20 protein-coding genes, 2 pseudogenes and 1 riboswitch are annotated in these 16,301 nt (G+C 66.8%); of the genes and pseudogenes, 15 read left to right on the forward strand and 7 right to left on the reverse strand.

Features of this window, described 5'->3' with window-relative positions:
* The first annotated feature begins 2 nt into the window (after nt 1-2).
* The 3 genes from AWC14_RS17980 to AWC14_RS17990 are packed head-to-tail and all read left to right on the forward strand — an operon-like array spanning nt 3 to nt 4,064.
* Nucleotides 3-1,604 (forward strand): serine/threonine-protein kinase, encoded by a 1,602-nt coding sequence (locus AWC14_RS17980; RefSeq protein WP_045381020.1) that lies wholly within the window; start codon nt 3-5, stop codon nt 1,602-1,604.
* Nucleotides 1,605-1,659: 55 nt separating this feature from the next.
* A complete protein-coding gene (locus AWC14_RS17985) occupies nt 1,660-3,435 on the forward strand; it encodes an N-acyl-D-amino-acid deacylase family protein (RefSeq protein ID WP_045381023.1) in 1,776 nt (591 codons plus the stop codon).
* Nucleotides 3,436-3,437: 2 nt separating this feature from the next.
* A complete protein-coding gene (locus AWC14_RS17990) occupies nt 3,438-4,064 on the forward strand; it encodes a TetR/AcrR family transcriptional regulator (RefSeq protein WP_045381026.1) in 627 nt (208 codons plus the stop codon).
* Here the strand turns inward: AWC14_RS17990 and AWC14_RS17995 are convergent.
* Both AWC14_RS17995 and AWC14_RS18000 read right to left on the reverse strand, forming a co-directional pair.
* Complete coding sequence (locus AWC14_RS17995) at nt 4,042-4,434, reverse strand: STAS domain-containing protein (RefSeq protein ID WP_235215962.1); 393 nt, start codon at nt 4,432-4,434, stop codon at nt 4,042-4,044. The genes AWC14_RS17990 and AWC14_RS17995 overlap by 23 nt on opposite strands.
* 179 nt (nt 4,435-4,613) lie before the next feature.
* The gene (locus AWC14_RS18000; protein WP_045381032.1) at nt 4,614-5,483 is read right to left on the reverse strand and encodes a D-alanyl-D-alanine carboxypeptidase family protein; all 870 of its coding nucleotides are present in this window, start codon (nt 5,481-5,483) and stop codon (nt 4,614-4,616) included.
* A 20-nt stretch (nt 5,484-5,503) separates the two neighbouring features.
* On the opposite strand from AWC14_RS18000, the gene AWC14_RS18005 reads away from it, so the two are divergent.
* From AWC14_RS18005 to trmD, 5 genes are all read left to right on the forward strand, one after another.
* A complete protein-coding gene (locus AWC14_RS18005) occupies nt 5,504-5,923 on the forward strand; it encodes a nuclear transport factor 2 family protein (RefSeq protein WP_045381036.1) in 420 nt (139 codons plus the stop codon).
* Nucleotides 5,924-6,053: 130 nt separating this feature from the next.
* On the forward strand, nt 6,054-6,545 hold the full coding sequence (gene rpsP / locus AWC14_RS18010) for a 30S ribosomal protein S16 (RefSeq protein ID WP_045381085.1): 492 nt from the start codon (nt 6,054-6,056) through the stop codon (nt 6,543-6,545).
* Between the two features lie 8 nt (nt 6,546-6,553).
* On the forward strand, nt 6,554-6,796 hold the full coding sequence (locus tag AWC14_RS18015) for an RNA-binding protein (protein ID WP_003878715.1): 243 nt from the start codon (nt 6,554-6,556) through the stop codon (nt 6,794-6,796).
* A 10-nt stretch (nt 6,797-6,806) separates the two neighbouring features.
* The gene (gene rimM / locus AWC14_RS18020; RefSeq protein ID WP_045381041.1) at nt 6,807-7,328 is read left to right on the forward strand and encodes a ribosome maturation factor RimM; all 522 of its coding nucleotides are present in this window, start codon (nt 6,807-6,809) and stop codon (nt 7,326-7,328) included.
* The gene (gene trmD, locus AWC14_RS18025) at nt 7,328-8,005 is read left to right on the forward strand and encodes a tRNA (guanosine(37)-N1)-methyltransferase TrmD (RefSeq protein WP_045381044.1); all 678 of its coding nucleotides are present in this window, start codon (nt 7,328-7,330) and stop codon (nt 8,003-8,005) included. Before rimM ends, trmD begins: the two co-directional genes overlap by 1 nt.
* Before the next feature lie 73 nt (nt 8,006-8,078).
* Here the strand turns inward: trmD and AWC14_RS18030 are convergent, their stop codons facing one another.
* Entirely contained in the window at nt 8,079-8,996 is a 918-nt protein-coding gene (locus AWC14_RS18030; RefSeq protein ID WP_045381047.1) for a serine hydrolase, read from the reverse strand.
* Nucleotides 8,997-9,346: 350 nt separating this feature from the next.
* On the opposite strand from AWC14_RS18030, the gene rplS reads away from it, so the two are divergent.
* From rplS to AWC14_RS18050, 4 genes are read left to right on the forward strand one after another with little or no spacing between them, the layout of a single operon-like run.
* Nucleotides 9,347-9,688 carry a 50S ribosomal protein L19 gene (gene rplS / locus AWC14_RS18035; RefSeq protein WP_045381050.1) on the forward strand — a complete coding sequence of 114 codons (342 nt, stop codon included), beginning with the start codon at nt 9,347-9,349 and terminating at the stop codon, nt 9,686-9,688.
* 43 nt (nt 9,689-9,731) lie between these two features.
* Entirely contained in the window at nt 9,732-10,586 is an 855-nt protein-coding gene (gene lepB, locus AWC14_RS18040) for a signal peptidase I (RefSeq protein WP_045381053.1), read from the forward strand.
* Nucleotides 10,587-10,588: 2 nt separating this feature from the next.
* Entirely contained in the window at nt 10,589-11,341 is a 753-nt protein-coding gene (locus tag AWC14_RS18045) for a ribonuclease HII (RefSeq protein WP_045381056.1), read from the forward strand.
* Complete coding sequence (locus AWC14_RS18050) at nt 11,341-11,646, forward strand: DUF2469 domain-containing protein (protein ID WP_012393608.1); 306 nt, start codon at nt 11,341-11,343, stop codon at nt 11,644-11,646. The genes AWC14_RS18045 and AWC14_RS18050 overlap by 1 nt, the downstream gene beginning before the upstream one ends.
* On the opposite strand, the gene AWC14_RS18055 is transcribed toward AWC14_RS18050, so the two are convergent.
* The 3 genes and pseudogenes from AWC14_RS18055 to AWC14_RS18065 form a co-directional block, all read right to left on the reverse strand.
* Nucleotides 11,635-12,426, reverse strand: coding sequence for a GAF and ANTAR domain-containing protein (locus AWC14_RS18055; protein WP_142281745.1), 792 nt, complete (start codon nt 12,424-12,426; stop codon nt 11,635-11,637). The genes AWC14_RS18050 and AWC14_RS18055 overlap by 12 nt on opposite strands.
* A gap of 113 nt (nt 12,427-12,539) precedes the next feature.
* On the reverse strand, nt 12,540-13,028 hold the full coding sequence (locus tag AWC14_RS18060) for an inorganic diphosphatase (RefSeq protein ID WP_057003462.1): 489 nt from the start codon (nt 13,026-13,028) through the stop codon (nt 12,540-12,542).
* A 13-nt stretch (nt 13,029-13,041) separates the two neighbouring features.
* A pseudogene (locus AWC14_RS18065) lies at nt 13,042-13,616 on the reverse strand (NUDIX hydrolase).
* A 111-nt stretch (nt 13,617-13,727) separates the two neighbouring features.
* A riboswitch (Fluoride riboswitch) is annotated at nt 13,728-13,789 on the reverse strand.
* Nucleotides 13,790-13,876: 87 nt separating this feature from the next.
* Here AWC14_RS18065 and AWC14_RS29705 point away from each other — a divergent pair.
* The 3 genes and pseudogenes from AWC14_RS29705 to AWC14_RS18080 all read left to right on the forward strand — a co-directional run.
* Nucleotides 13,877-14,287 carry a hypothetical protein gene (locus tag AWC14_RS29705; protein WP_235215963.1) on the forward strand — a complete coding sequence of 137 codons (411 nt, stop codon included), beginning with the start codon at nt 13,877-13,879 and terminating at the stop codon, nt 14,285-14,287.
* Between the two features lie 112 nt (nt 14,288-14,399).
* Nucleotides 14,400-15,731 (forward strand): bifunctional DedA family/phosphatase PAP2 family protein, encoded by a 1,332-nt coding sequence (locus AWC14_RS28780; RefSeq protein WP_069601546.1) that lies wholly within the window; start codon nt 14,400-14,402, stop codon nt 15,729-15,731.
* Between the two features lie 58 nt (nt 15,732-15,789).
* Nucleotides 15,790-16,134: pseudogene (locus tag AWC14_RS18080) on the forward strand (energy-dependent translational throttle protein EttA); the annotation flags it as partial.
* Nucleotides 16,135-16,154: 20 nt separating this feature from the next.
* Here AWC14_RS18080 and AWC14_RS30230 read toward each other — a convergent pair.
* Nucleotides 16,155-16,301: respiratory nitrate reductase subunit gamma (locus AWC14_RS30230; protein WP_142281746.1), on the reverse strand; the 147-nt coding region annotated here is incomplete at its 5' end.

Raw genomic sequence — 16,301 nt, forward strand, 5'->3', positions numbered from 1 at the left:
GGATGTCGTTGGCCGCCGGCACGACGTTTGCTGGATACATCATCGTTCGGATGCTGGGCTTCGGTGGGCTGGGCGAGGTGTATCTGGCGCAGCACTCCACACTGACCCGCTACGACGCCCTCAAAGTCCTTCCCGCATCGCTTTCCGCCGACACCGAATTCCGGGAGAGGTTCACCCGGGAGACCGAGGCGGCGACGACGCTGTATCACCCGCACATCGTCGACGTGCACGCTCGCGGCGAGTTCGACGGCCGGCTGTGGATCGCGATGGACTACGTCGACGCGATCAACGCGGCCCAGCTCGTCGCCGAGCAGTATCCGGCCGGCATGCCCGCCGGTGACGCGTTGGCTATCGTCGCAGCCGTCGCCAGCGCGCTCGACTACGCACACCGGCGCGGACTTCTGCACCGCGCCGTCAAACCCAGCAACATCCTGCTCACCAACCCGCAGGCAGGGGAGCAGCGAATCTTGTTGACCGACTTCGGGATAACGCGATATTCCGGTCAGCCGGGCTACTCAGCGCCGGAACAACTGATGAGCGCCGACATCGACGGCCGCGCCGATCAATACGGATTGGCCGCCACCGCCTACCACCTGTTCACCGGCGCGCCGCCGGACCGGGGCAGCGCGTCGCCAGGGCTCGGCGCGCGGCGCCCTGAGCTGGCACGGCTCGACGACGTCTTGGCCAGGGCCCTGGCCAAGAACCCCCGGGACCGATTCGGGCGGTGCGGCGACTTCGCTGCGGCGCTCATCGAAGCGGCCGGCGGCTGGACCGGTGAGCGCAGCCCCGAGGCCGCCCTCGCCGTCGTCGACTACCCCGACGACGCCGAGCCCGAAACAGACGTCGCGCCAACCAGACCCAGACGGCCGTGGCTTTTGCTGGGGGCAGCAGCCGTCGCGGCGCTGTTGCTGCTGACGGGTGTGCTCGCCGGCTTCCTGCTAGGTCGCAAGAACCACCCGACCGTCACGCAGGCCGGCCCGTCGACCACGGTCCGGGCGCCGGCCGCTGTCCCCACGACCACCGCCGCCCCCGTGATGCCCGCTCGAGACCAGCTGCTCGACGGCACCTACCAGGTAGACATCAACCGCTCACAGCAGACGTTCAACGACAACCCGGACCCGCAACCGCCCGACGTCACCACGTGGTGGGCATTCCGTTCCTGGTGCACGTCCGCCGGATGTGTCGCCGCCGGAACGCAACTCGACGACAACGACCACCGGACGGCGAGCCATCCGGGCGGCACGCTCATGCTGGACTTCCGCCAGGGCGCCTGGCAATCGCGGCCCGAAACGCTGCGGTTCCCCTGCATCGGGCCGAAGGGAGCCGCGGACAACGAGACCACCACGCAGGTGTTGTCATTGCAGCCGCAGATTCACGGGCCGTTTCGGGGCGTGATGACGGTGACCGTCGAATCCGACGAGTGCGGCCAGCAGGGCGGCCGGATCACGATTCCGGCGGTGGCCGGGCGGGTCGGCGCTGCACCGCCCGACGTCACCATCCCCGGCCCCGGGCCGGCCACGGACACGGCGGCGCCGCCGACGACCAGCCCCAGCGTGCCGTCCGCCGAAAGCCCCGCCGCGCCGCCGCCGAGGCCGGGCCGCTGACCAGCCTGGACAAAAAGATTGTAAGTGCTCACTATCTCTGCTAGCGTCTGCTGCCATGGCCTACGACGTGATCGTTCGCGACGGTTTGTGGTTCGACGGCACCGGCGCCCCGCCGCAAGTCCGCCACCTTGGGATTCGCGACGGCGTGGTGTCCGCGGTGTCGGCCAAGCCGCTCGACGAGACCGGCTGCGGCGAGGTGATCGACGCGGCCGGCAAATGGGTGGTGCCCGGCTTCATCGACGTGCACACCCACTACGACGCGGAGGTGCTGCTGGATCCCGGGCTGCGGGAATCGGTGCGGCACGGGGTCACCACCGTGCTGTTGGGCAACTGCTCGCTGTCGACTGTCTACGCCAGCTCCGAGGACGCCGCCGATTTGTTCAGCCGGGTCGAGGCGGTGCCGCGGAAATTCGTCCTCGGCGCGCTGCAAGCCAAGAAAACCTGGTCGGGACCGGCCGACTACGTGCGGACGCTCGACGAAATGCCGCTGGGCCCCAATGTCGGCTCGCTGCTAGGGCATTCGGATCTGCGCACCGCGGTGCTCGGGCTCGACCGCGCCACCGACGACCACGTCAGGCCGAGCGACGCCGAGCTGAACCGGATGGCGGCCATGCTCGACGAGGCGCTCGACGCCGGTCTTTTGGGCATGTCCGGGATGGATGCGGCGATCGACAAACTCGACGGCGACCGCTACCGCTCCCGCGCGCTGCCGTCGACGTTCGCGACGTGGCGCGAACGCCGCAAGCTGATCGGCGTGCTGCGCCGGCGCGGCCGGATTCTGCAGAGCGCACCCGACGTCGACAACCCGCTGACCGGACTGCTGTTCTTCTTGTCCAGCAGCCGAATTTTCGGGCGGCGCAAGGGCGTTCGGATGAGCCTGCTGGTCTCGGCGGACTCCAAGGCGATGCCGGGCTCGGCAACCATCTTCGGTCCGCTCACCCGGCTGCTCAACGCCGTCCTGGGCTCCAGCGTGCGGTTCCAGCACCTTCCGGTGCCGTTCGAGGTGTACTCCGACGGAATCGACCTGCCGGTGTTCGAAGAGTTCGGCGCGGGCACCGCCGCGCTGCATCTGCGCGACCAGCTGGAGCGCAACCAGCTGCTCGCCGATACCGAGTACCGCCGCAGGTTCCGCCGCGAGTTCGACCGCCGCAAACTCGGGGCGTCGTTGTGGCACCGCGATTTTCACGACGCCGTGATCGTGGAATGCCCCGATGAGACGCTGATCGGCAAGAGTTTCGGCACGATCGCCGAAGAGCGCGGCCTGCATCCGCTAGACGCTTTTCTCGACGTGCTGATCGACAACGGTGAGCGCAACGTGCGCTGGACCACCGTGCTGGCCAACCACCGCCCCAAGCAGCTCGACAAACTGGCCGCCGAACCCAGTGTGCACATGGGTTTTTCGGACGCCGGAGCTCATCTGCGCAACATGGCCTTCTACAACTATCCGGTTCGGTTGCTCAAGCGCACACTGGACGCGAGCCGCACCGGCGCGCCCTTCCTCAGCGTGGAACGCGCCGTGTACCGGCTGACCGCCGAGGTGGCCGACTGGTTCGGACTCGACGCGGGCACCTTGCGCGAGGGCGACCGGGCGGATTTCGCGGTGATCGACCCGGCCGGTCTCGACGAGTCCGTGGACGGCTACCACGAGGAAGTGGTGCCGTTCTACGGCGGGCTGCGCCGCATGGTGAACCGCAACGACGCCGCCGTCGTCGCCACCGGGGTCGGTGGCGTTGTGGTGTTCCGCGACGGGCGATTTCGCGACGGGTACGGCAGCACGGTCAAGTCGGGGCGTTTCCTGCGCGCAGGCGTTCGCCAACCGCAGCGGGTCTGACGATGGCCAGAACCCAGCAGCAGCGCCGCGAGGAGACGGTCGCGCGGCTGCTGGATGCCAGCATCGCGACCATCGCCGAAGTCGGTTACGCCCGCGCATCGGCCGCGGTAATCACCAAGCGCGCAGGAGTCTCTGTGGGCGCACTGTTTCGGCACTTCGACACCATGGGCGACTTCATGGCCGCTACCGCCTACGAGGTGATGCGCCGCCAGCTTGGCGAATTCAGCAAGAAGGTCGCCGAAATACCCGCCGACAGGCCAGTTTTGGACGCGGCTCTGACCATCCTGCGTGACCTCACTGCTAATTCCACCAACACCGTGATGTATGAGCTGATGGTCGCTGCCCGCACCGACGAAAAACTCAGAGCCACGTTGCAGAATGTTCTCGAGGAATACGGCGCCAAGATCCACGACGCCGCCCGTGCGCTGGCCGGTGCCGACAGCATCCCCGAGGATGCCTTCCCGGCTCTGGTCGCGGTGATGACCAACACGTTCGACGGCGCCGCGCTGGTTCGGGCCGTGCTGCCGCAACCCGAGATCGAGGCGCAACGGATCGGGCTGCTGGCGTCGCTGTTGAACGGAATGTATGCCCTTGACGTCGATCCGGTTACCGGTCGGAAAGGTCGCTGAGCGCGTCGTCCAGCGTGCGATACAGCGACATGATCTCGCCCAGGCCCAAAAGGGTGAGCGGCCGGTGGGTGGCCGGCCCGTCGGCGACCACCGCGAACTTGCCGGAGCCGCCGGTGTTTTCATGAGCGGCGATCAGCACGCTGATTCCCGCCGATCCCAAGAAATCGACACGGGACAGGTCGACGACCATAGCGGCCGGGCTTTTGGCGCGCGCGGATTCAATGGCGTCGGTCAGCCATGGTGCACTGAGCATGTCTACGCTGCCGCTCACCGACAACACGACAACCTGATCGACCAACTTCTCGCTGACGTTGAAGTCGTCGGGTTGAGGAGGAGAACCCCCTGGAGCGTGGTGGTGTTCGACCATCATCGATCCTCGTTCCTTGCACGCATCTATGCGGCCTGTTCGCGACGTCGGCATGCTGGCAAGGGCTGTGAGCTCAACCCACGACTGAACAAGCGTCGACGGGTGTCGGCGCGGTGCCGTGGAACCATATTCGACATCCGCCGAACAGAATGCCACGGCATTGGCAGATTAGCGCACTGAGCCTAAAGGGTCCCGATGTCTGACTGCGGATCGAGGGCGAAGCCCCAGTCCAGCAGGGTGGCGGCCTGATCCCAGTAGGTCGGTCCGCCCTCGTGCACCAGCCCGTACATCATGGCGACCACCAGCCGGCGGCCGTCGCGGGCGGCGGCGCCGACGAACGTCTTGCGCGCGGCGTTGGTGAAGCCGGTCTTGCCGCCGATGGCGCCGGGATACCGGTACAGCAGTTCGTCCTGGTTGACGATCTGATGCTCGCCGCCGTCGCCGGGGAACATGGCCGACGGCTCGGCGGTGATCTGGGCGAACACCGGGTTGGCCAGGGCGGCCCGGAAGATGACGGCCAGGTCGTGGGCCGTCGACGAGCCCGAGCCGCCGGGCCCGTCCAGACCCGACGGGGTCGCCGCGTGGGTGTTCACCGCGCCCAGCGACGCCGCCTTGGCATTCATCTTGGCCACCGCCGCCTGCTGGCCGCCGAGCATCTGCGCCAGCGCGTTGGCGGCGTCGTTGCCCGACACCAGCAGCAGACCGTCGAGCAGCTGGCGCGCCGTGTAGGTGCGGCCGGGCTTGACGCCCACGCAATTGCACTCGACGTGGGTGGTGGTCTCGTCGGCAACCACGGTGGAGTCCAGGCTCAGCTCGTCGAGGGCGACCAACGCCAGCAGCACCTTGATGGTGCTGGCCGGTGGGTGGCCGACGTTTTCGTCGCGCGCGGCCAGCACCCGTCCGCTGTCCAGATCGGCGATGATCCACGTCTGTGCGGGCCCGTCGGGGATGGGCACCGAGCCGACCGGCTGCACGCTGGTGTCTGCTGCCGCCGTTGCAGTGCATCCGAGCACCGCGAGAAAAGCCGCGACTGCGGCGAGAAGCCTCCGCATGGGCGATTAGCCTAACCGGCATGTTGAGCCAAGCCGAGATCTCCGACAGGTTGGAGATCCAGCAGCTACTGGTGGATTACTCCACCGCGATCGACACCCGCCGCTTCGACGACCTGGATGCGGTGTTCACCCCGGACGCGCACATCGACTACAGCGCCTTCGACGGCATCGTCGGGCGCTATCCCGAGGTCAAGGCCTGGCTGGCGGAGGTGCTACCGAACTTCGCCAACTACGCCCACATGCTGGGCCTGCCGTCGATCCGGCTGAACGGCGACACCGCCACCGCCCGGACCTTCTGCTTCAACCCGATGGTGTTCGGCGGCGAGACGCCCAGCACGATGCTGTTGGGTCTGTGGTACGACGACGAGTTCGTCCGCACCGCCGACGGCTGGCGGATGAGCCGCCGCGTCGAGACCAAGTGCTTCGACCGGCGCCCCTGACGCTCGCGGCTGGATTTCCGCCCGACCAGCGGCCTCTGGCACAATGGGCGGCTGCACACGCGAGGCAAAACCGGATCCCGGCATCCCGCCCGGATCGCTGAATTGCAGCGTGACACCACAGGAGCAATTCATGGCTGTCAAGATCAAGCTCACCCGGCTTGGCAAAATCCGCAATCCCCAGTACCGCATTGCCGTCGCCGACGCCCGCACGCGGCGCGACGGCCGCGCCATCGAGATCATCGGCCGCTACCACCCCAAGGAAGAGCCGAGCCTGATCGAGATCGACTCCGAGCGCGCGCAGTACTGGCTGTCGGTGGGTGCCCAGCCCACCGAGCCCGTGCTCAAGCTGCTGAAGATCACCGGTGACTGGCAGAAGTTCAAAGGGCTGCCCGGTGCCGAGGGCAGGCTGAAGGTGGCCGAGCCCAAGCCGAGCAAGCTGGAGCTGTTCAACGCCGCGCTGGCCGCCGCCGAGGGTGGGCCCACCACCGAGGCGGCGACACCGAAGAAGAAGAAAGCCCCGGCCAAGAAGGCCGCCAAGGCCGAGAAGGCCGAGAAGGCGGACGAGCCGGCCGAGCCGGCCGCCGAAGGCGGCGAACAGGCCGAATCGGCGACCGAAAGCTGACGAGAGCCATGAGTACCGTCGTCGTCGACGCCGTCGAGCACCTGGTCCGCGGGATCGTCGACAACCCTGACGATGTCCGGGTCGACATGGTCACCAGCCGGCGCGGCCGCACTGTCGAGGTGCACGTCCATCCCGACGACCTGGGCAAGGTGATCGGCCGCGGTGGCCGCACCGCGACCGCGCTGCGCACCCTGGTCGCCGGAATCGGTGGCCGCGGAATCCGCGTCGACGTGGTGGACACCGACCAGTAGGCCCTGCGTCATGGACCTGGTGGTCGGGCGCGTGGCCAAGGCGCACGGCATCACCGGCGAGGTTGTGGTCGAGGTTCGCACCGACGAACCCGACACCCGGTTCGCGCCGGGAACGGTGTTGCGGGCCAAGGGATCTGACGGGCGCGAGCGCAGCTACACCGTCGACGCCGCCCGCGATCACGGCGCGCGGCTGCTGGTCCGGTTCGCCGGGGTGGCCGATCGCGATGCCGCCGACGCGCTGCGGGGCACCCTGTTGGTCATCGACTCCGCGGACCTGCCACCCATCGACGAGCCGGACACCTACTACGACCACCAGCTGGAGGGCCTTCGGGTGCGCACGACAACCGGCCGCGACATCGGCGCCGTCGCCGAGGTGCTGCACACCGCCGCCGGTGAGTTGCTGGCAGTCCGCCGCGACGACGGCGGTGAGCTGCTGGTGCCGTTCGTCGGCGCGATCGTCACGACGGTGTCGCTGGACGCCGGCACCGTCGAGATCGATCCGCCCGACGGCCTGCTGGAACTGGGGCAGTAGTGCGCGTCGACGTCATCACGATCTTTCCGGACTATTTGGAGCCGCTGCGACAGTCGTTGCCGGGCAAGGCAATCGAATCGGGCATCGTCGAGCTGGGGGTGCACGACCTGCGCAGGTGGACCCACGACGTGCACCGCTCGGTGGACGACACTCCCTACGGCGGCGGCCCCGGGATGGTGATGCGGGCGCCGGTTTGGGGCGAGGCGCTCGACGAAATCTGTTCGCCGGCTTCGCTTCTCGTTGTCCCTACGCCTGCCGGGGCGTTGTTCACCCAAGCGACCGCCCGACGGTGGAGCATCGAGGAGCATCTGGTGTTCGCGTGCGGCCGCTACGAGGGCATCGACCAGCGGGTCGTTGAGGACGCCGCCCGGCGGAGGCGCGTCGAGGAGGTCTCGATCGGCGACTACGTGTTGCCCGGTGGAGAGTCCGCGGCGCTGGTGATGATCGAGGCGGTGGTCCGGCTGCTCCCCGAGGTCATCGGCAATCCGCTGTCGCACCAAGACGATTCGCATTCCAACGGCCTGCTGGAAGGCCCGTCGTACACCAGGCCGCCGACGTGGCGGGGGCTCGACGTGCCCGAGGTACTGCTGTCCGGTGATCACGCCCGCGTCGCCGAGTGGCGGCGGCAGGCCGCCGAGCAACGCACCCGCGAGCGCCGCCCGGACCTGTTGCAGTAGCGCCAGTGGCGCGAGCAGACGCAGAATCGCACGAATCCGCTTCGCGGAGTGCGATTCTGCGTCTGCTCGCGCGTTAAATCCGGCCCTGCGGAAACATCGTCTTGACCGCCTGGGTGATCGTGGCGCGCGCGGTGGCGTCGTCGGAGGGCTGCAGCGACTCGATCACCATGATGTAGCGCCGGTCCGCGCCGACGATCCCGGTCGACAGGTGCATCCAGTCGCTGCCGATGCAGCACATCCAACCCTGCTTGACCGCAACCGGTTCGGCGTACAACCCGTCGGGGATGCCGAACCGCTGCGGGTAACCGTCGATGCCGGTCGGCGTGGACTGTGCCAGGTTCCTGACGATGATGTCGGCCCGTTCCGCGGGAAGGCCGCCGGAGCCGGCCAGCAGCATGTCGTAATAGCGGATCAGATCGGAGGCCGAACTCATGGTGTCCCACCAGCGCCCGGTGCTCGGTGGCGTGGTGGAGGTGAGCCCGTAGCGGCCGGCAACCTCGGTGATGATCGACTCGTCGCCGCCTTGCGACCAGAAGTTCTCCGCGGCGCCGTCGTCGGATGAGCGCAGCATGGCGTCGAGTGCCTCGCGGTCTTCCTGCGACAGGTGGGTCTGGCCCTGGGATTCCTGCAGCAGCAGGTGGTCGGCGATGAACAGCTTGGCCACCGACGCGATGCCGATCAGCCGGTCGTTGCCGTTGGAGAACATTTGGTTGGTGGCGCGGTCGAACACCGCTACCGAGATTGTGGCGCCCTGGTCGGCGGCCTCCTGGGTGGCCTGCTGGATGCGGGCCGGTAACCCGGTCAGCCCGGCGGCCGGCACGGCGAGCGGCAATTCGGGGGGCATGATTGCCTGGACCAGCGGCGCGACCCGGCTCGCCCGGTGTTCGGGGGGCCTGTGGTTGGAGGCGCCGTAGACCTTGGCTTCGCAGCCCGCCACCAGCATCGCCGCCACCGCGGTGGCGATCAGCAGCATCGGGGGCCGCGCTCGCATGCGTCTCCTCAACGGGGTTACCGAGAAATGACCTGGCTTGGGCTCGCACAACCACCGTCCGCCCGACCCGTCAGATTAGCGGGTGACTTTCCGGTTCGTGTGGTGCGGCCCCGTCAATATGTACCATTCGCACCCGGCCCGGACGGCCATGCTGAGCGGCGTTTTTGTGTGATTTCACTCCCGCGTGGGCCGTCTGGCACAATTGACCAGTTGTCTCCAGCAGTTGCCGGCCGGCCGGGCTGCGCCCCGCCTGCTGCGAGATGCGCCCAGATGCCCAACCCATCGGCTCGGTCGACCGCTAGATGCCTGGTCGAACCGGCAGCCGCGAACCGCAAGGAAGTGTCTTCGCCATGAACACGCTGGACTTCGTCGACAAGGCGTCGCTGCGCGACGACATCCCGGCTTTCGGCCCCGGCGACACGGTCAACGTGCACGTCAAGGTGATCGAGGGCAACAAGCAGCGCATCCAGGTGTTCAAGGGTGTGGTGCTCCGCCGGCAGGGCGGCGGCGTGCGCGAGACCTTCACCGTGCGCAAGGAAAGCTACGGCGTCGGCGTCGAGCGCACCTTCCCGGTGCATTCGCCCAACGTCGACCACATCGAGGTCGTGACCCGCGGTGACGTCCGTCGCGCCAAGCTGTACTACCTGCGCGAGCTGCGCGGCAAGAAGGCCAAGATCAAGGAGAAGCGCTGACCGTGCAGCGGTCGCGGCAGACCGTCCTGACTACGCTGATCTGGTGACCGACACCACCGATTCGTCGCCGGAGGGCCAACCCGAGTCCGGTCCAGCGGAGCCCAACGTCGCCACCCGCGACCCCGCCACGCCCGAGGCCGAAACCGCCGAGGAGCCCAAAGGCAAGAAGCGCGCTGCGCTGCGGGAAGTCGCGATCCTGGCGGCGATCGCGGTGGTTCTCTACTACGTGATGCTGACCTTCGTGGCCAGGCCCTACCTAATCCCGTCGGAGTCGATGGAGCCGACGTTGCACGGCTGCTCGGGCTGTGTCGGCGACCGCATCATGGTGGACAAGGTCAGCTACCGGTTCGGCTCGCCGCGGCCCGGCGACGTGATCGTGTTCAAGGGCCCGCCGTCGTGGAACGTGGGCTACAAGTCGATCCGGTCGGACAACACCGTGGTGCGCTGGCTGCAAAACGCGCTGTCGTTCGTGGGCTTCGTGCCGCCCGACGAGAACGACCTGGTCAAGCGGGTCATCGCGGTGGCCGGCCAGACCGTGCAGTGCCGCGCCAACACCGGTCTGACCGTCGACGGCACACGGCTGAACGAGCCGTATCTGGATCCGGCGACGATGATGGCCGACCCGTCGGTCTACCCCTGCCTGGGCAACGAGTTCGGCCCGGTCACCGTCCCGCCGGACCGGTTGTGGGTGATGGGCGACAACCGCACCCACTCGGCGGACTCCCGCGCCCACTGCACCAGCGTCCCGGCCGACGCGATGAAGGGGCTGCTGTGTACCGGTGACCCGATGTCGGGGACCGTGCCGGTGGGCAACGTGATCGGTAAGGCCAGGTTCATCGTGTGGCCTCCGTCGCGGTGGGGCGGTGTCGGGTCGGTGAATCCTCAACAGAATCGGTAGCCATGGCCACCACCTGGCCGCCGCGAACGGTGATCCGTAAGTCGTCAGGGTTGCGAACCCTGGAGTCGGCGCTGTACCGCAGCGGGCTGGGGCCTGTTGCCGGAGTCGACGAGGTGGGCCGGGGAGCCTGCGCCGGCCCGCTTGTGGTCGCGGCCTGCGTGCTGGGTCCTGGGCGGTTGGAAAGCCTTGCGGCCCTGGACGATTCGAAGAAACTCACCGAGCAGACGCGGGAGAGGCTGTACCCGCTGATCCGCCGCTACGCGCTGGCGTACCACGTGGTGTTCATCCCGTCGACCGAGGTCGACCGGCGCGGTGTGCACGCGGCCAACATCGAGGGCATGCGGCGCGCGGTGGCCGGGCTCTCGGTGCGGCCCGGCTACGTGCTGTCCGACGGCTTTCGGGTGCCCGGTCTGCCGATGCCGTCGCTGCCCGTCGTCGGCGGGGATGCGGCGGCAGCCTGTATCGCGGCGGCCAGCGTGCTGGCCAAGGTCAGCCGCGACCGGTTGATGGTGGCGATGGATGCCGAGCATCCCGGCTACGGGTTCGCCGAGCACAAGGGCTACAGCACACCGGCCCACTCGGCGGCGCTGACCGAGCTGGGCCCGTGTCCGCAGCACCGCTATTCGTTCATCAACGTGCGACGGGTGGCAACCGGCTCGGGTACCCGCCTGGTGGCCGAATGCCAGCCTGACCAGGACGGCGTAGACGGGTGGGGGAAGATGGACGCAGAGCAAGCAGAAGGACGGCTGGACTGATGAGTGCCGAAGATCTCGAAAAGTACGAAACCGAGATGGAGCTCTCGCTGTACCGCGAATACAAGGACATCGTGGGCCAGTTCAGCTACGTCGTGGAAACCGAGCGGCGGTTCTACCTGGCAAACAGCGTGGAGATGGTGCCGCGCAACGCCGACGGCGAGGTGTACTTCGAGCTGAGGCTGGCCGACGCCTGGGTCTGGGACATGTACCGGCCGGCCCGGTTTGTCAAGCAGGTGCGGGTGGTCACCTTCAAAGACGTCAACATCGAAGAGGTGGAAAAGCCCGAGCTGCGGCTACCGGAGTAGGTCTCGGCTGCCCAGCGACAGTTCGTCGTCGCCGAATTGCAGCTTGCCGCGGTTTTCGATGACGGTCCGCGCCACGTCGGCAAGCTTGATGTTGAGCTCCTGGGAGTTGCGGCGCAGCACGTCGAACGCCTCGTCTTCGGAGATGTTGTGCAGCAGCATCAGCATGCCGACGGCCTTGCCGATCTCGCGGTTGGACAGCAGTCCGTGACGCAGCGTGGCGGCGTCTTCTCCCCGGGCGATGGCGTTGATGGCCACGCTGGCGAACGCCGCCAGCACTATGGCCTGCTCGGCCGATTCGTTGTCGAAGCGGTTGGGCGTATCGCTGAACAAGTTCAGCGCGCCGGCTTTGCGTTGGTCGATCAGCAGCCGAAACCCCATCGCCCCGCGCACCGGCGTCTCGGCGACCAGCCGCGCAGCCAGGTTGTGCCATTGCGACGGCCTGGTCAGGTCGGTCTCGATTTGCGGGGTTTCTTCTTCGATGGCGTCGACGCACGGCCCGTCGCCGACGGCGCGCTCCATGTCGTCGATGCGTTTGGCGATGCGGTCGCTGGCGCCCACGGTGACGTAGCGCTCGCCGCGGCGCGTCAGCAGGCTGGCGTGGTCGCAGCCGGGCACCACCAGGGTCGCGGCGATGCAGAGGGCCGCATACAGCTCGGCGGGGTCCGAGCCCTGATAGATGATCTCGGCCAGTGCCGCGAACACCGTCGCAGGATCCGCCTTGACCGGCTGGACCGATCCCTCCGCGCCGGTTTGTGCTTCGTCTGCCACGGTGTTCCTCATCTCGAAGGCCGCCCGCCGACCGGGTGCGCCGGATCCCACGATATACCTGGTCGGGATGGGCGCATGGGAATGCCGCCGATACGGGGGCGCGGTGGGCCAGCGTGGGCGCTCGGTCAGCGACAGTCGGCACGGAATCTTTCAATGGATTGTCTAACCTCGGCTGTTGCCGCCGCGCGATTGGCCCAGTCGCCGGCCTTGACGTATTTGCCCGGTTCAAGGTCTTTGTAGTGCACGAGGAAGTGTCTGATGTTCTCCAGTTCGTACGAGGGCACATCCTCGATGTCGATGACGTCGTCCCATCGCGGATCGTTCGCCGGAACGCACAGCACCTTGTCGTCTCCACCGGCCTCGTCGGTCATATGCAGCATCCCGACCGGCCGCGCAGTGACGATGACGCCGGGCAACACAGGTTGGGGTAGCAGCACCAGCGCATCGAGGGGGTCGCCATCCTCGCCGAGGGTGTCGTCGATGAAACCGTAGTCAGCCGGGTAACCCATTGCCGTGTACAAATAGCGATCGAGCCGGATGCGACCGGTGTGGTGGTCGATCTGGTATTTGTTGCGCCCGCCCTTCGGGATTTCGATGGTCACCTCGAACTGCATGCTGGCGGCTCCTTCATTGTCCCCGGCCCGATTTGGGGCCGCGAGTAGTGATACGGGAAGCGTCCAGATCGCTTGGAGAGGGACGACCGGCAACCGAATGCGGTTGCGGTTGCCGCCGCGCCGAGTGCTCTGGTAATGGCGGTAGCGCTGCGGCGCCGAGATTGCGAACGACTGCGACCAAATCTACGGCGACTTGGCCTATTTCGCGTTCGTCGGGGTGAGTTAGCCGCGATGCCAATTCGTCGAGTGGAAGCCACACGACTTCGTCAACCTCGTGGTCGCTGGTGCAAATCTCGCCGCCGACGCAGCGCAACAGATAGTGATGCACGGTTTTGTGGACCGTTCGGCCTGGCGCCCGGAACCAGTAGTCGATGCTGCCGAGCGCGGCGAGGACGTCGCCGCGGATCCCGGTCTCTTCGGCGATTTCACGTACCGCGGTTTGGTCGGGCCTCTCACGAATTTCGATGTGGCCCTGGGTAGTGTCCAGCGGACGCGCCCGCGGCGGTCAGCCTTGCCGATAAGCAATGCGGCTTGGGTCTCCCGGTCGAGGCCGTCGATGACCAGTCCGCCCGCTGAGAATTCCTGCACTGTGCGCTGCCCAGGACCGCGGCGGCGACGACGCCGGTGCCGTCGTCGCGGCTGGGCGTTGCTCTGAGAGGCGTTTAAGTCGAAGTCGGCGCACTTCACCTGCGATTCCTTTTACTCGCAGGTGCCATCAGCCGGGTCGGCGGTTTTGGGCGGGCTCCATCGCCGTTGTCAGTTAATCAACGGGCACCGAGTTGGTCAAGCACGCCGTATCGAGCTCTGCGCCGTTGCTTGTTCGGTCGATTCCTATGCGTCCCGCTGGCATGGCGCAGGGTGATGCCCATCGCTACAATCGGCCACCGTGGTGCGCTACGAAGCTCCAGACATCGGGCCAGGCCGTGGATAGCAACTCCGAGCAAAGAAACCTGTCCAAAGCATCCTCTTCTCCTTGGTATCGCAAGCCTGCGGTGTTGCTGGGCTTGGTCGTGGTGATTCTGCTCGCGCTTATTGTTTGGGGCATCATCGCGCTGTTCACCGGTAACCAGGGCGGCGCTCCTTCGACAACGACGACCACGACGCCGACGACGATGACTACGACGCCGACGACCACCAGCACATCGGGCGGGTTTCAGTTGCCGTCGTTGCCATCGAAGATCACCCTTCCATCGGAGATAACGCTCCCGTCAACCGTGATCACGCTGCCGTCCTTGCCGTGGCCCAGCCGCGAACCCTGACCCACCGTTTGTTGTCCAATGTCGTTGTCTTCACACGTAATTGGCTGAGCTAGTGCAATGCTGGATGCGCGCTGATCGCTGACGCATAGCCGATCGATAGGTAAGACCGAACATGGATCAGGCCATCAACTGGCTCGTGAAGCTACCCGCGGTTGTGGTTCTCGGCGCCGCCTTTCTGCTTCCGCTGTTGGAGTCGTCCCTGTTTGTCGGCATTGTCTTTCCCGGGGAAACCGCAGTGCTCATAGCGGGGGTTGTGGCCAGCCAAGGTGCTCTGCTGCTCTGGGGCGTGATCCTTGTGGCGTCGGCCGGCGCGATCAGCGGCGACAGCTTCGGCTACGAGATCGGGAAGCGCTACGGCCAGCACCTGCTCGACCGGCTACCAAAACGGTTGGTCAAGCCCGAACATATCGAACGCACCACTGCGTTGCTGCGTCGCCGCGCAGGTTACGCCGTATTTATCGGGCGGTTCACCGCGGCCTTACGGGTACTTGTGCCTGGCATGGCGGGCATCAGTCGACTGCCGTACCCGACCTTTCTGTTGTTCAACGCGTTAGGCGGCGTCTTGTGGGCCACCGCAGCGACCATCGTGGGCTACATCGCCGGAAAGAGTTACCACGCTGCGGAACAACGCATGAGCATCATCGGCGTCGGCGTACTCGCTCTGATTGTCGGCGGCTACCTCTTGGTCCGCCTGCCGCGGCACCCCCGGGTGGCACCGCTGGTCGACGCGCGACTGTCGACTGAGCGCTGGACGGGGCTTCCGCTGACCTTGGCAATCGCGGGCGTAGGAGGTACGAGCTGGTTGTTCGGCGGTATCACCGAAGACGTCGCCGGACACGAGGAGCTGGCACAGGAAGACCCGCATCGGCACGAATTCCTGGTAGCCCATCGCCTGACGGCCCTCTCGCACGTCGCGCGCGTCGTCACCTACATGGGCAGCACCCCCGTTGCCTACCTGGCAGTTGTCATTGCGGTGGTACTGGTCGTCTGGCGGAACCGCTACTGGGCCGCCATCTTCGCGATACCGGCACTGCTTGCCGGACAACTCATCTGCGCCGGGGTGTCGTTGCTCGTACACCGGCAGCGCCCACCGCGGGCCCACTGGCTGACAAGCGCTGACGGCTACGCCTTCCCCTCAGGCCATGCGGGAACGGCGGTCCTGGTTTGGGGACTGGTGGTTGCCCTGGCCTGGCCTTGGCTGCGTGATCGCCGGTACCGCGCCATAGCGATGGTTGCCGCCGGTCTGATCGCCGTCGTCTGCGGTGCGACGCGCGCCTACCTCGGCACAAACTGGCCGACAGACGTGGTCGGTGGCTGGACGCTTGGCGGCTTATTACTCACCCTGGCCGTCGTCGGGTTGGCTCTACTGCGTTTCCCTTTCGTACCAAAGTGGCAGTCGCACAGGCCAAGTCGAGAGGTCAATGCAGTTGGCGATGTGGACTGATCTTCGTTTCGCGTCGCTCCGCGGCGAAGGCCGGCGCGGGCCCGAGGCCCGCAGGTGGCCTGGGGAACGCAACCGGCTCACCCTCGCCCTTACCCTCAAACAGGGCGGCAACGTACTGCTGCTCGACGAACCGACCAACGACTTGGACACCGAAACTCTCGAGTCGCTGGAGAATGCGATCGCTGAATTCCCCGGGTGCGTGGTTGTCACCGCGCATGACAGGTGGTTCCTCGATCGGGTTGCCACCCATGTCCTCGCCTGGGAGGGCACGGAAACTGCTCCCGCACAATGGTATTGGTTCGAAGGCAACTTCGCCGGCTACGAAGAGAACAAGGTCGCCAGGATGGGAGCAGAGGCTGCCCGTCCTCACCGGCTGACACACCGCAGGCTCACCCGAGATTGAGAACGGTTGCCCGGTCGGTTTCAGTAGGGGACACCAATCTTTCGCCACTTCCGCCCGCCGGTGCCCGGCTCTTGGGGCTGCTTCGCGACGCGGCTGCGGATGACAATATAGGGCCGCCACAGGTACCACAGCGGATAGCTCCACGCATGCACAAGGCGGCTGAACCC

The sequence above is a fragment of the Mycobacterium kyorinense genome (genome assembly GCF_002101735.1).
Lineage (GTDB): Bacteria > Actinomycetota > Actinomycetes > Mycobacteriales > Mycobacteriaceae > Mycobacterium > Mycobacterium kyorinense.